Below are 13,196 nucleotides of genomic sequence, written 5' to 3'. Positions count from 1 at the left end.
CCTGAGATCGACGGCCCTGAACCTGTCATGGCCACAACGCTGCGGCTGGCGGCCCGAAGGTTCGGCTGTCGGCGAGGCGATTCCCAAACGCGATCCCGGGGAACTTGGCCGTACCGCCGACGGCTTTACCCGGAAGGCGGCCGAGCCGGCCGCATTCCCGAAAGTCTCCGGAGATCCTCGCGATGAAGGCACTGTGCTGGCACGGCCGCAACGACATCCGCTGCGACACGGTCCCGGACCCGGTCATCGAGGATTCCCGCGACGTGATCATCAAGGTCACGAGCTGCGCGATCTGCGGCTCGGACCTGCACCTGATGGACGGCCAGATGCCGACCATGAAGAGCGGCGACGTCCTCGGCCACGAATTCATGGGCGAGGTCGTGGAGGTCGGGACCGGCTTCACCAAGTTCAAAAAGGGCGATCGGATCGTCGTACCCTTCAACATCAACTGCGGCGCATGCCGCCAGTGCAAGCTCGGCAATTACTCGGTCTGCGAGCGCTCAAACCGCAACGCCGAGATGGCGGCCGCGCAGTTCGGCTACACGACGGCCGGCCTGTTCGGATACTCGCACCTGACCGGCGGCTATGCCGGTGGCCAGGCCGAGTATGTCCGTGTGCCGATGGCCGACGTCGCGCCCATGAAGGTGCCGGAGGGCATGGACGACGAATCCGTCCTGTTCCTCACCGACATCCTGCCCACCGGCTGGCAGGGCGCGGAGCATTGCGAGATCCAGGGCGGCGAGACGATCGCGGTCTGGGGCGCCGGCCCGGTCGGCATCTTCGCGATCCAGTCGGCGAAGATCATGGGGGCCGAGCGGATCATCGCCATCGAGACCGTGCCCGAGCGCATCGCCCTCGCCCGGAAGGCCGGCGCCACCGACATCATCGACTTCATGAACGAGGACGTGTTCGAGCGAATCAAGGAGATCACCAAGGGCCAGGGTGCCGACGGCGTGATCGACTGCGTCGGCATGGAGGCGAGTGCCGGCCATGGCGGCCTCACCGGCGTGCTCTCCGCCGTCCAGGAGAAGCTGACCGCCACCGAGCGGCCCTACGCGCTGGCCGAAGCCATCAAGGCGGTCCGGCCCTGTGGGATCGTCTCGGTGCCCGGCGTCTATGGCGGACCGATCCCGGTCAACATGGGCTCGATCGTCCAGAAGGGCCTGACCCTCAAAAGCGGCCAGACCCATGTGAAGCGCTATCTCGAGCCGCTGACCAAGCTGATCCAGGCGGGAAAGATCGACATGACCTCCCTGATCACCCACCGTTCGCACGACCTCGCGGACGGGCCGGACCTCTACAAGGCCTTCCGCGACAAGAAGGACGGCTGCGTGAAGGTGGTGTTCCACCTGAACTGAGGCGGCGCGCTCCGGCCGCCGATCGGCTGGGGCGTATCCCCGTAGGCCCGGCTGGGCGCGGCATCCCGGAAGCGTGTAGAGCCGGCGCCGTGCCCACCAACCGTCCGGGACGCCCATGTGCAACCTCTACAGCCTGCGGACCGGCCCCGCGGATCTGCGCCGGGCCTTCGCGATCGCGGAGGACCGCACCGGAAACCTTCCGCCGTTGCCGGCTATCTTTCCCGACCAGCTGGCGCCGGTGGTCCTGAACGGCACCGCCGGACGGGACCTCGCGATGATGCGCTGGGGCATGCCGGGGCCGAAGGCGTTCGGCGAGCATCCGATCACCAACGTGCGCAACGTCGCGAGCCCGCACTGGCGACCCTGGTTCGGGGTCGCCCATCGCTGCCTCGTGCCGGTCACCGCCTTCAGCGAGTACGCCGACACCAAGCCGCGCAAGACGCCGGTCTGGTTCGCCCTCGACGAGGATCGGCCGCTCTTCGCCTTCGCGGGGATCTGGCGGCCCTGGACGGGCGTGCGGGGGACGAAGCGCGAGAACCCGGACCGGGTCGCCGCGGAGCACCGGCTGTTCGCCTTCCTGACCACGGAGGCGAACGGCGTCGTCGGGCCGGTCCATCCCAAGGCGATGCCGGTGCTGATCACGCAACCGGAGGAATGGGCGACCTGGCTCGAGGCGCCCACCGCGGAGGCGCTCCGGCTCCAGCGCCCGTTGCCGGATGCCGCCATGCGCGAGGTCGCCCGGGGGGCGCGGTCGGACGGGGTCGAGGACTGATCCGCCCTACCCGCCCGCCGGCTCGCCGGAGGGATGGCCTGTGGGGGCGGCCGTCACGCCGCGGGCCCGCCAGCGCGCCAGCACGGCGGCGTTGAGCCGGGCGATCCGTGCTCGGTGCGCCTCCCAGAACGAGAGCGGCGGCGTCGACTCGGCGACCACGCGCGTCCGGTGGACGGGGCGCGTCTGCTTGTCGGCGAGGCGGAACGGGACGGCTGGGCGGGCGCTCGCCCGGACGAGGCGCGCTTCGGGATCGGCCAGGATCGCCTGGGCGCGGGCGCAGTAGAGCTGCGACAGGGGCGAGATCACCTCCGACCCGTGTCCCGCCCGGTACTTCATCAGGGCGCGACAGAGGTCGCCGTCGGCCCGGCGCCAGGCTTCGGCGAGATAGCGTACGCCGTAGCGAACGTTGATCTCCGGGGCCGCCAGCTCGGCGACGGTGCCCCGGAAGCCGAGCATCGCCGCGGTGGTGGGCCGGACCTGCATCAGACCGACCTCGCCGACGCTGCCGACCACGGTGGGATCGTAGCCGCTCTCGATCCGCGCGACGGCGTCGGCGACCGCGAGCGGCAGGCCGGTGCCGGCGGCCTCGCGGGCGATGAGCGGCAGGAAGCGGGCTCGCGCATCGGCGACGGCCGGCGCCGGCGCGGCAACCGGGGGAACCGGCGGCAGGGACGCCATGCCGAGCGCATGCACCGCCAGAAAGGTCGCGGGCCGGGCCTGCGCGGGAGCCGCGCAGGTCAGCAGCAGGAGAAGCAACGGAGCGCGCATCGGCCGCCACGGAGAGGGTCCGGGACCTGTCTATCCCGGCCGCCTCAACGAAGCCTTTCGCCGCCCCGGCGACGGGCCGAAGCTACTGCACCGGCCCGCGCTCGCGCGCCTGCAGCAGCCGCAGGGCCTCGCCCAGGACCGTGTGAAGGTCGGCCACGCCCTGGGCGCTGAGCGGCAGGCCGACCCGCTGCCCGTGGATCGTGCTGAGGACCAGCATGGCGAGATCCTCGCCGATCAACAGGTTGGATCCCGGCAGGCAGAGCGGCAGGACGAAATCACCCTCGACCTCACCGAGGACATCGACCGCATCCGCGGGCCGAAAGGGCGGCTTCCGATCGGTCATCGCTCCCCTCCTCGTTATCCGCGCGGCGCCGATGGGCCGCCCGGAGACTCATACCGTGTCTCAACCCGGATCCCGGTCGGGCATCCGCAGAGACCGCACCGTGAGCGTGTCGATCTCCAGCGCGCCGATCTCCAGGGAGCCGACCCGGGCCCGCCCCACCGAAAGGCGTCCGATCACGAAGGCGCCCACCGCCACGACGCCGAGCGCCGCGGCCCCGAGGGCCAGCGCACCCAGCGCTGACGCCCCGACCGTCCCGGCGCCGATGGCACCCGCGCCCAGAAGCGCCGTGTCGCGGGGGTCGGCCGACGCCGTCCCGACCGTCCCGATCTCGGCCTCCGGAACCCTCGAATGCGGCATGCGGGATCCTCTCCGGCCGGTCCACTCCGACGACAGCTATACGCGACATTAACCGCGTTTTCACGCCGCGCGCTGACGATGGTCCTCGGTCCCCGCACCCCGGACAGTCCGTCCGCAGCCAGAGAGGACGTCGCCCGTGCAGCATCTGCTCCCGGCCTTCGCGATCTTCGCATCCGGCTGCCTGCTGATCCATGTCGGCCGTGCCTATGCCCGGGCAACGACGATGCTGCTCTCGGGCACCGCCCTGATGCTGAGCGTAACCCTCGGCACAATGGTCTGCCAGCGGATCGGCCAGCCGGTGCGCTCCGTCGCATCCGACGCACGAGCCCTCGGCCAATCCGGTCAGTAGAGCCGCGTCCGGTAGGCGTCGGCGATGGTGGCCTCGGCCTCCGCCACGTCGGCGGCCGCAGTCTGATCGGACAGGATGCGTCCCAGGCTCGGGAAGGTGTCGCGCGCGACATGGCGCGCCGGATCCCAGAGCCCGGAGCGGATCATCGCCTTGCCGCAATGGAAGAACGCCTCGCGCACCTGCACGACGAGCCCCGCGGCCGGCACCTTGCCCTGGGCGCGCATGGGCTCGAGCAGCGCGGCGTCCTGCGTCAGCGCGGCGGTGCCGTTCACCCGGAAGGTCTCGTCGATCCCCGGCACGAGGAAGATCAGTCCGACGCCCGGGCTCTCGAGCAGATTGAGGAACGTGTCGATGCGGTTGTTGCCGCGCCGGTCCGGGATCACCAGGGTCCGGGAATCCGCAACGGCGACGAAGCCCGGCGCATCGCCCCGGGGACTGGCGTCGACATGGCCGGCCTTGTCCGCGCTCGCCACCACCAGGAACGGCGCGAGAGCGATGAAGCGGCGGCCGTAATCGTCGATGTGGTCGAGCACCTTGCGGGCGGCGAGCGGTCCGACGGGCCCGAACTGCCCGCGCAGCGCGGCGGCATCGCGAATCGGCGTATCGGCTTGCGCGTCCATGCGAACCTCTCACGCCCTGAGTGGCGCGGCGGCCGCATCCCGGTCAAGCGCGATCAGGGCCAGACGTGGATCGCCACCGGGCGGCGCAGCAGGTCCCGGTCGGAGGTGATCGTGCAGCCCTCCGTGCGCAGGCGCGCGAAAGTGAGCAGCGCCCGGTCTCCGACATCGTCGAAATTGCGGCCCCGCGCGTCCGGATCGAGCAGCGACGGATAGGCGATGAGCGGCGCCGTGGCCGCGCACGGGTCGTCGTAGAGGGTTGCGCCCGCGAGGAGCAGGCGCGGGCTGTCCCAGGTGATCAGGTCGCGGGAGGTGGTCCAGTAGAAGCCGGATTGCGGGTAACCCTCGGCCGCCTTGGCCATGAACACGGCGATCCAGGCGCCCGAGCCGCGGTGCCGGACGACGGCCCCGACCGGGCCCGGGAACGGCCCGACCGGCCGGCAGGTCGCCGTGTTCGGGCGGGCGGCGCGGTAGGGGTCCGGGAAGGCGGCGGTGAAACCGGTGCCGGTCCAGGCGCGCCAGCGGGTCGGATCGAGCGGATCGTCGCTGCGGAACAGGCAGATCCCGGATTCCTGGTCGCTGCCGGGCCGGGTCCAACCGGTGGTCGAGGCGAGGAAGTACCGCCATCTCCCGTCCGCGACGATGTTCGACGGATTGAAGAAGCCGCGGTGGCGGCCCTGGTCGCTCTCCTGCCGGAACGGGGCTCCGGCGACCACCACGGGCGGGCTCTGCCGCTTGAAGCTACGGCCGCCATCCGTCGAGGTGGCGGCCGTGATCGTGTTGTACCAGCAGGCCATGTAGGTGGCCGCCGGACAGCGGCCCGGATGCTCGTTGGCCTGGTACTCGTGGTGGAGGAGTGCGGCCACGCGGGCGCCGTCCTCGGTCCAGGTGGCGGTGATCCAGGAGCGGTCGTCGTAGGCCGCAGGATCGGATTTCTCACCCGAATCGAGCACCACCGTGCAGTCGAGCTTGAGCTGGCCGAGATCCGGGCCGCGCAGCGCCCGGTTACGGTAATGCATCCCGTAGAGCGCCACCGCGCCCGCGGCGTCGCGGAAGGCGCGGGCCGGCGCGTCGGGGACGTCGGCGCCGTCGCAGGCATCGCGGCCGGCCTTGAAGATCTCCGTCGGCGGCCCGACCAGGGTCAGGGCCGAGAGCGGGGGATCGGCGGAGGCGGGGGTTGCGAAGGGGATCAGGACCAGCAGCGCCACGCGGCCAAGGCGCACCGCCCTCCCGCCCCCCTCTGCGGGGGAGGGTTTTCTGCGAAGCGGGCGGGGAGCGCGGCGGCGCGACGGTGCGGGCTTCAGCGCAGGTGGCGATCCCTCCGGAAACGGGGCTCCCCTCGCCCGACCCGGGCTGACGGCCGTGACGCCCTCCCCCGCAGAGGAGGGAGGGAGACTGCGCGGCGCCGGTTGCTTAAACCCGCGCGATCGCAGCGTGGCACCGCCGCGTCGCATCCCGGACACCCGATCCGCCCTTCCCATGGTCGCCATCCGGCTGCGTCCCGGCCGCGCCTGGACAAACAGGCGGAGATTCGCTTGAGAACCATTACAGAGTGCTTGCCGCCGGCCGTGCGGCCCGACTGAAAGTCTCCTATGGTTCTCCTGATCCTCGGGCTGGTGCTGTTTCTCGGCACGCATGCCTTCTCGATGGCCCGCACCCGGCGCGCCGCGATCGTCGACCGGATCGGCGAGGGCCGCTACAAGCTCGGCTACATCGCCCTGTCGCTGCTCGGGCTGGTGCTGATCGGCATCGGCTTCCACGATTACCGCCTCGCCGGTTACATCCCGGTCTGGGATCCGCCGGTCTGGACGCGCCACCTCGCCCTGACGCTGGTCTGGCTCGCCTTCGTGTGCCTCGCCGCCGCCTACCTGCCGGGCCATATCCGCGCCAAGGCCAAGCACCCGATGCTGCTCGCCGTGAAGATCTGGGCCACCGCGCACCTCCTGGCCAACGGCGATCTCGGCTCGATGCTGCTGTTCGGCGGCTTCCTCGCCTGGGCGGTGGCGGCGCGGATCAGCGCCAAGCGCCGGGCTCTCGCCCCGGGGGCGGTCGCGGCTCAGCATGGCGGGCCGGCGGTGGCCCCGCAGGGCTGGCGCAACGACATCCTGGCTCTGGTGATCGGGACGGCCGCGTGGTTCGTTTTCGCCCGCTATTTGCACTATCCGGTGATCGGCGTGCCGGTCTGGCCGGGCACCGCCTGAGACACTGCCTGTCGCCAACCCCGCGCCCGTGTGTTAGGCGCGGGGCCCGAACGAGACGAGGTGGTCCGCTGAAATCATGCGGGCCGGGATAGAATGGCCGAGAACAACGAGTTCCTTCGCGAGGTCGACGAGGATTACCGCCGCGACCGGATCCTTCAGATCTGGAAGCGCTACAGCGGCGTGATCATCGCGCTCGCCGTGCTCGTGGTGGCGGGCGTCGCGGGCTGGCGCTACTGGCAGGCCCAGCAGCGCGCGGCCGCCGAGGTGGCCTCGGTGCAGTTCGACGACGCCAACCGCCTCGCCAAGGACGGCAAGGTCGCGGAGGCCGACAAGGCCTTCGACGCCCTGGAAGCGCAGGGCCCGGCGGGCTACCGCCTGCTCGCCCGGTTCCGGGCGGCGGCCGAGACCGGCAAGCGCGACGCCGCTGCAGGCGCCGCGGAGTTCGACAAGCTCGCCGACGATACCGGCCTGGGCGACGGCCTGCGCGACCTCGCTCGCCTGCGCGCCGCTCTGCTGCGCCTCGACGGGCCGAACCCGGATCCGGCGCTGGCCAACCTCCAGGGCCTGGCCGCCGGCACCCCGTTCCGCCACACCGCCCGGGAGATGCTGGGCCTCGCCGCCTTGAAGAAGGGCGATTACGAGGAGGCCGGACGCTGGTTCGACCAGATCGTGGCCGATCCTGATACCCCGCGGAACCTGCGGGATCGGATCGAGGTCTACGCGGCGATCGTCGCGGGCGGCCCCGTGACGGTGACCGAGGCCAAGCCCGAGCCCGCTGCCCCGCCCCCGCCGATCACGCGCTGATTTCTGTTCGGACTGTTTCGAGAACCACCATGGATATGCCGACCGTCGCGATCGTCGGGAGGCCGAACGTCGGCAAGTCGACCCTGTTCAACCGCCTCGTGGGCAAGAAGCTCGCGCTGGTCGACGACCGCCCGGGCGTCACCCGCGACCGGCGCGAGGGCGACGTCACCTTCGGCGGCCTCCAGTTCCGGGTGATCGACACCGCCGGCCTGGAGGAGGCCGACGCCGCGACCCTCACGGGCCGGATGCGGATGCAGACCGAGGCGGCGATCCTCGCCGCCGACGTAGTGCTGTTCGTGATCGACGCCCGCGCCGGCGTGCTGCCGGCCGACCAGCCCTTCGCCGAACTGGTGCGCCGGGCCGGCTGCCCGGTGATCCTGATCGCCAACAAGGCCGAGGGCGGGGCCGGGCTCGCCGGGGCCTACGAGGCCTTCACCCTCGGGCTCGGCGACCCGATCCCGTTCTCCGCCGAGCATGGCGAGGGCCTGGGCGAGCTGCACGAGGCGCTCAAGGGCGCCCTGCCCCAGCGCGACGAGGACGAGGACGAGGAGGACGACACGGACGCCCCTGGCGGCCGGTCTCTCAAGGTCGCCATTGTCGGTCGCCCGAATGCCGGCAAGTCGACGCTGATCAACCGCATGCTCGGCGAGGACCGGCTGCTCGTCGGCCCCGAGGCCGGCATCACCCGCGACTCGATCTCCCTCGATTGGGAATGGCGCGGGCGGCGGATCAAGCTGCACGACACCGCCGGGATGCGCCGCCGCGCCCGGATCGACGACAAGCTGGAGAAGCTCGCGGTCTCGGACGGCTTGCGCGCCGTGCGCTTCGCCGAGGTGGTGGTGGTGCTCCTCGATGCCACGATCCCCTTCGAGAAGCAGGATCTGACCATCGTCGACCTCGTCGAGAGCGAGGGCCGCGCCCTGGTGATCGGCCTCAACAAATGGGACCTCGTGGCCGACCAGCCGGGCCTGCTGAAGCAGCTGCGCGAGGATTGCACCCGGCTGCTGCCGCAGGTGCGCGGCGTCGCGGTCGTGCCGCTCTCGGGGCTGGCCGGCGACGGCGTCGACAAGCTGATGCAGGCGGTGGTGCAGGCCTCCGAGGTCTGGGACCGGCGGATCTCGACCTCGCGCATCAACGACTGGCTGAACGAGGCGACGTCCCGCAACCCGCCGCCGGCGGTGTCAGGCCGGCGGATCAAGATCCGCTACGCCACGCAGGTGAAGAGCCGGCCGCCGCATTTCGCGCTGTTCGGCAACCAGCTCAACGCCCTGCCGAAATCCTACACGCGCTACCTCGTGAACGGCCTGCGCGAGGCCTTCGACCTGCCGGGCACACCGATCCGCCTGAGCTTGCGGACCTCGCAGAATCCGTTCGACAAGGGCTGATCCAGCCGCGGCCGGGCGGGGGTCCCCGTCGAGGCCTGCGTTGCATTCCCGCACCTCAGGATGCGGCGGGCGGACGGGGCCCGCTCTACCGCGCCGCGTCGGCGATCCAGTCCACCGCCGCCGCCAGCGCGGAGCGCTCGTCCTTGCCCTCGGACAGCGCGGCCTCGAAAGCCGCGATCTGCCCGTCCGCGCTGGTCCCCTCGGCCACGATCGACCGGGCCCGGGCCACGTCCGCTGCACAGCCGAGGGCGTCCGCATCCTCGGCCACGAGGGCGAGCACCGCCTCCAGCGCCTCCGGGAACGGGACGGCGTCGCCCCGCGCCTCGTCGATCAGCGCCGCGGCCACGCCGCTATGCTGGGCGCGCCAGAGGTTCTCGGAGGCCAGCGCCCGCGAGACGCCGTCGAGATCGGCATGGAGGTCGGGCCGGCGCACGCACAGGCGCACGAGGCAGCGGAACAGGGCGGCGACGCACAGCGAATCGTCGAGCCGCGTGCAGGCATCGGCGATGCGCAATTCCAGCGTCGGGAACTTGATCGAGGGGCGCAGCGACCACCACAGGAAGCTCGCATCGGCGATGGCGCCCGAGCGGGTCATGATGGCGACGAACCGCGCATGGGCGGCGGCATCGGAAAAAAGCTCCGGCAGGCCGGTGCGGGGCAGCTCGCCGAAGACGCTGAGCCGGTACGCCTTGAGCCCCGTCGCCTCGCCCTGCCAGAACGGCGAGGAGGCCGAGAGGGCGAGCAGCAGCGGCTGGAACGGCAGCAGCCGGTTCATGAGATCGATGCGGGCCTCCGGGTCCGGCACCTCGACATGGACATGCATCCCGCAGATCAGGGCCCGCCGGGCGGCGATGCCGACATCCGACAGGATGCCCTTGTAGCGTTCGCCGTCCGTGGCGGTCTGGCGCGACCAGCGCGCGAGGGGATGCGTGCCGCAGGCGAGGAGCGCCAGCCCATTCTCCGCGGCGATGCCGGCGAGCCGAGCCCGCTGGCCGCCGAGATTCGCCCGGGCGGCGCTCGCGTCGGTGAGCGGCGGGGTGCAGACCTCGACCTGTGCGGCGACCAATTCGCGTCCCGTCTCGGGGAGTTCCGCCTTCACCCGCGCGTGGAAGGCGGCGAGGTCGCCGCGCGGTGTCCCACGGGTCTCGGCATCGGCCAGGAAGTATTCCTCCTCGATGCCGAAGCGGTAGCTGTGGGCGCTCATCGTGGCCTCCGGAAACGCGACGCGTGCGCGGCCAACGCGCCGGCTCACGGGAAGGTGCCGTTCAAGCCGCGCGCAGCGGTCCGCCCACCAGCCAGGCGGGATCGAACCAGCGGTCGGCCTCGCCGTCGTAGGGCAGGCGGGTGATGTCCCAGTTCTGGATGTACTTGGCGTAGACGTTCCACACCGCGATCCCGCCGCCGACGAAGATCCGCCGGCCGGGATAGCGCTTGAGCACCGCCTCCGGATCCTCGTGGCTGCGGATCACGTCGATGGTGCGGTCCTTGAAGGCGAATTCGGGCACCGAGGCCACCGTCTTCGGCCCGGCGATCAGGACATGGCCCATGGTCAGCGCGAAGAAACGCGTCACGTCCTCCACGAACAGCGGATCGGTGTTGCCCTCCCAGGGCAGCTGGCCGTTGAGGCCGAGCTGGCCCCGCAGGCCGATCGCACAGATGCAGCGGACGTCGATCATGGAAAGCAACTCAGACAGGAAGATCAGGCCTGCCCCATCCACCCCCTCATCCTGAGGTGCCCGCGCGAGCGGGCCTCGAAGGCGGGGTCCAGGGATCGCGCGACCTGTGGAGCCCGCCTTCGAGGCCTCCGCTGCGCTCCGGGACCTCAGGATGAGGGAGGCGGTGGGGTGCGTGTTCGAATAACAGGGTACCGGCTCATTCAGGTGCGCGGAAACTCAGCACCCGGTCGGTGGGGAAATCGTAGAGCTTGCCGGTCTCGGCCCAGTCCGGCGCGGCGAGCCGCACGAAATGGGGGGCGAGGTCCTCGGGCGTCTTGAGGGTCTCGGGGTCCTCCCCGGGCATGGCCGAGCGGCGCATGCCGGTCCGCAAGGGTCCGGGATTGAGCAGCATGGCCCGGATCGCCGTGCTCTCGTTCTCGGCCGCGTAAGTCCGCACCAGGGCCTCCAGCGCCGCCTTCGACACCGAGTAGGGTCCCCAGTAGGGCCGGCACTTCGAGGCCGCCCCCGAGGAGACGAAGATCGCCCGCCCGGCATCCGACATGCGCAGCAGCGGGTCGAGGGAGCGGATCAAGCGCCAGTTGGCGGTGACGTTCACGTCCATCACCTGCCCCCAGATCTTCGGGGTGATGTGGCCGATGGGCATGAGCGCGCCGAGGATGCCGGCATTGGCGATCAGGATGTCGAGGCGCTTCCAGCGCTCGTTGATCGCCGCGCCGAGGCGGTCGATCGCGTCGTAATCGGCGAGGTCGAACGGCACGAGGGTGGCGCTGGAGCCGGCCGCCCGCACGGCGTCGTCCAGCTCTTCCAGGGCGCCGACGGTGCGCGCCACCGCAATCACGTGGGCGCCGGCGCCGGCGAGCGCCAGGGCGGCGGCGCGCCCGATGCCGCGGGACGCGCCGGTGACGACCGCGACGCGGCCTTCCAGGGGTTTCTGAGACTCAGCCATGGAGAGGACCTAGCGCATTTCCGCCCGCGGGGGATGCCCGTCCGCGCACGGAATCCGCAGATCCGTCAATCCGCCTCGGCCAGCATGGCGAAGCGCTTCGGGCCGGCGATGGAGAGGTCCGTGAGGCCGGTCGGGTAGTCGCCCGTGAAGCAATGGTCAGTGTATTGCGGGCAGGCGGCGTTCCGGGCCTCCTCGCCCATCGCCCGGTAGAGGCCGGGGATCGACAGGAAGGCGAGCGAATCCGCGCCGATATACTTGCGCATCGCCTCGAGATCGTGGGTCGCGGCGAGCAGCTTCTCCCGCTCGGGCGTGTCGATCCCGTAGAAATCCGGGTAGGTGATCGGCGGCGAGGCGATCCGGAAATGCACCTCGGCGGCCCCGGCCTCGCGCATCATCCGGACGATCTTCACCGAGGTCGTGCCGCGCACGAGGCTGTCGTCCACGAGGACGATGCTCTTGCCCTCGATCGCCGCGCGGTTGGCCGAGTGCTTCATCCGCACGCCGAGTTCGCGCACCGACTGGGTCGGCTGGATGAAGGTCCGCCCGACATAATGGTTGCGGATGATCCCCATCTCGAAGGGAATCCCGGTCTCCTGCGAGAAGCCCAAAGCCGCCGGGACGCCGGAATCCGGCACCGGCACGACGATGTCGGCCGTGACGGCGGCTTCGCGGGCCAGTTCCCGGCCGATCGCCTTGCGCACCCCGTAGACGCTCTTGCCGTTCACCACCGAGTCCGGCCGGGCGAAGTAGATGTATTCGAAGATGCAGGGCCGCATCGGCACGGCGTCGGCGAAGCGGATCGACTCGATCCCCTCCTCAGAGATCACCACGATCTCGCCGTTCTCGATGTCGCGGACGAACCGGGCGCCGATGATGTCCAATGCGCAGGTCTCGGAGGCCAGCATGTAGCGGCCGTCCAGCTCGCCCAGCACCAGCGGGCGGATGCCCAGCGGATCGCGGGCACCGATCAACTTCTTGTTGGTGAGCGCCACGATCGCGTAGGCGCCCTGGATCGCCTGCAGGGCGTCGATGAAGCGCTCGATGATCCGCGGCTTCCGGGAGCGGGCCGCGAGGTGGAGGATCACCTCGGTGTCGGAAGTCGACTGGGTGATCGCACCGTCGCGGACGAGGTCGCGTCGGATCGACAGGGCGTTGGTGAGATTGCCGTTATGGGCGACTGCCAGCCCGCCGCTGGCGAGCTCCGCAAAGAGCGGCTGGACGTTGCGCAGGATCGTCCCGCCGGTGGTCGAGTAGCGCACGTGCCCGATGGCGGCGCGGCCCTTCAGGCGGGCGATGGTGTCGCCGTCCGAGAAGGAATCACCCACGAGGCCGGGGCGCCGTTCGGAGTGGAACACCGAACCGTCGAAGGAGACGATGCCGGCCGCCTCCTGGCCGCGGTGCTGAAGGGCGTGCAGCCCCAGCGCGACGATGGCCGAGGCCTCCGGATGGCCGAAGATGCCGAAGACGCCGCACTCCTCCCGGAGCGTGTCGCCATCGAGATCGAAATTGAAAGCGTCGGTGGAGGCGGCGGCGTGTGACATGAGGCGGTCGATCACTCACAGATCCCGGCGGCGAAGGGCCGACGCGCCGGTCGTCGCGGAAGCAATCCGTGCACCACCG

At 70.9% G+C, this 13,196-nt stretch carries 15 protein-coding genes; 6 read left to right on the top strand and 9 right to left on the bottom strand.

Annotated elements, in window-relative coordinates; translation table 11 throughout:
- The first annotated feature begins 182 nt into the window (after positions 1-182).
- Positions 183-1,358: a zinc-dependent alcohol dehydrogenase gene (locus ABIC70_RS22465; protein ID WP_043385292.1), complete on the top strand. Its 1,176-nt coding sequence runs from the start codon at positions 183-185 to the stop codon at positions 1,356-1,358.
- A 115-nt stretch (positions 1,359-1,473) separates the two neighbouring features.
- Positions 1,474-2,130, top strand: coding sequence for an SOS response-associated peptidase (locus ABIC70_RS22460; protein ID WP_354441196.1), 657 nt, complete (start codon positions 1,474-1,476; stop codon positions 2,128-2,130).
- A 6-nt stretch (positions 2,131-2,136) separates the two neighbouring features.
- On the opposite strand, the gene ABIC70_RS22455 is transcribed toward ABIC70_RS22460, so the two are convergent.
- The 3 genes from ABIC70_RS22455 to ABIC70_RS22445 form a co-directional block, all read right to left on the bottom strand.
- Positions 2,137-2,898, bottom strand: coding sequence for a lytic transglycosylase domain-containing protein (locus tag ABIC70_RS22455; RefSeq protein ID WP_354441194.1), 762 nt, complete (start codon positions 2,896-2,898; stop codon positions 2,137-2,139).
- 82 nt (positions 2,899-2,980) lie between these two features.
- Positions 2,981-3,241 carry a hypothetical protein gene (locus ABIC70_RS22450; RefSeq protein WP_043385287.1) on the bottom strand — a complete coding sequence of 87 codons (261 nt, stop codon included), beginning with the start codon at positions 3,239-3,241 and terminating at the stop codon, positions 2,981-2,983.
- 60 nt (positions 3,242-3,301) lie between these two features.
- Complete coding sequence (locus ABIC70_RS22445) at positions 3,302-3,598, bottom strand: hypothetical protein (RefSeq protein ID WP_051045121.1); 297 nt, start codon at positions 3,596-3,598, stop codon at positions 3,302-3,304.
- Positions 3,599-3,734: 136 nt separating this feature from the next.
- On the opposite strand from ABIC70_RS22445, the gene ABIC70_RS22440 reads away from it, so the two are divergent.
- The gene (locus ABIC70_RS22440; RefSeq protein ID WP_075380859.1) at positions 3,735-3,947 is read left to right on the top strand and encodes a hypothetical protein; all 213 of its coding nucleotides are present in this window, start codon (positions 3,735-3,737) and stop codon (positions 3,945-3,947) included.
- Here the strand turns inward: ABIC70_RS22440 and ABIC70_RS22435 are convergent.
- Together ABIC70_RS22435 and ABIC70_RS22430 are read right to left on the bottom strand one after the other, a co-directional pair.
- A complete protein-coding gene (locus ABIC70_RS22435; RefSeq protein WP_043357765.1) occupies positions 3,941-4,567 on the bottom strand; it encodes an MSMEG_1061 family FMN-dependent PPOX-type flavoprotein in 627 nt (208 codons plus the stop codon). The two genes, ABIC70_RS22440 and ABIC70_RS22435, sit on opposite strands and share 7 nt — an antisense overlap.
- Before the next feature lie 53 nt (positions 4,568-4,620).
- Complete coding sequence (locus tag ABIC70_RS22430) at positions 4,621-5,787, bottom strand: hypothetical protein (RefSeq protein ID WP_354441191.1); 1,167 nt, start codon at positions 5,785-5,787, stop codon at positions 4,621-4,623.
- A 369-nt stretch (positions 5,788-6,156) separates the two neighbouring features.
- Here ABIC70_RS22430 and ABIC70_RS22425 point away from each other — a divergent pair, with 369 nt between their 5' ends.
- From ABIC70_RS22425 to der, 3 genes are all read left to right on the top strand, one after another.
- Positions 6,157-6,765, top strand: a complete 609-nt coding sequence (locus ABIC70_RS22425; RefSeq protein WP_043357769.1) for an NnrU family protein — start codon at positions 6,157-6,159, stop codon at positions 6,763-6,765.
- A 93-nt stretch (positions 6,766-6,858) separates the two neighbouring features.
- A complete protein-coding gene (locus tag ABIC70_RS22420) occupies positions 6,859-7,569 on the top strand; it encodes a tetratricopeptide repeat protein (protein ID WP_043357771.1) in 711 nt (236 codons plus the stop codon).
- Between the two features lie 29 nt (positions 7,570-7,598).
- Complete coding sequence (gene der / locus ABIC70_RS22415) at positions 7,599-8,954, top strand: ribosome biogenesis GTPase Der (RefSeq protein WP_053609129.1); 1,356 nt, start codon at positions 7,599-7,601, stop codon at positions 8,952-8,954.
- A gap of 85 nt (positions 8,955-9,039) precedes the next feature.
- Here der and ABIC70_RS22410 read toward each other — a convergent pair whose 3' ends face one another.
- The 4 genes from ABIC70_RS22410 to purF form a co-directional block, all read right to left on the bottom strand.
- Positions 9,040-10,158, bottom strand: coding sequence for a carboxylate-amine ligase (locus ABIC70_RS22410; protein WP_043385278.1), 1,119 nt, complete (start codon positions 10,156-10,158; stop codon positions 9,040-9,042).
- Positions 10,159-10,219: 61 nt separating this feature from the next.
- A complete protein-coding gene (locus tag ABIC70_RS22405) occupies positions 10,220-10,630 on the bottom strand; it encodes a dihydrofolate reductase (protein ID WP_043385327.1) in 411 nt (136 codons plus the stop codon).
- Positions 10,631-10,826: 196 nt separating this feature from the next.
- Positions 10,827-11,576, bottom strand: coding sequence for an SDR family NAD(P)-dependent oxidoreductase (locus tag ABIC70_RS22400; protein WP_043385275.1), 750 nt, complete (start codon positions 11,574-11,576; stop codon positions 10,827-10,829).
- A gap of 65 nt (positions 11,577-11,641) precedes the next feature.
- Positions 11,642-13,117 (bottom strand): amidophosphoribosyltransferase, encoded by a 1,476-nt coding sequence (purF, locus tag ABIC70_RS22395; protein WP_043357788.1) that lies wholly within the window; start codon positions 13,115-13,117, stop codon positions 11,642-11,644.
- Positions 13,118-13,196 lie beyond the last annotated feature (79 nt).

The sequence above is a fragment of the Methylobacterium sp. 1973 genome, assembly GCF_040545035.1.
Taxonomy (GTDB): Bacteria; Pseudomonadota; Alphaproteobacteria; order Rhizobiales; family Beijerinckiaceae; genus Methylobacterium; species Methylobacterium fujisawaense.
The sequence above is the reverse complement of the archived record's forward strand: the minus strand, read 5'-3'. Positions and strand labels throughout refer to the sequence as shown.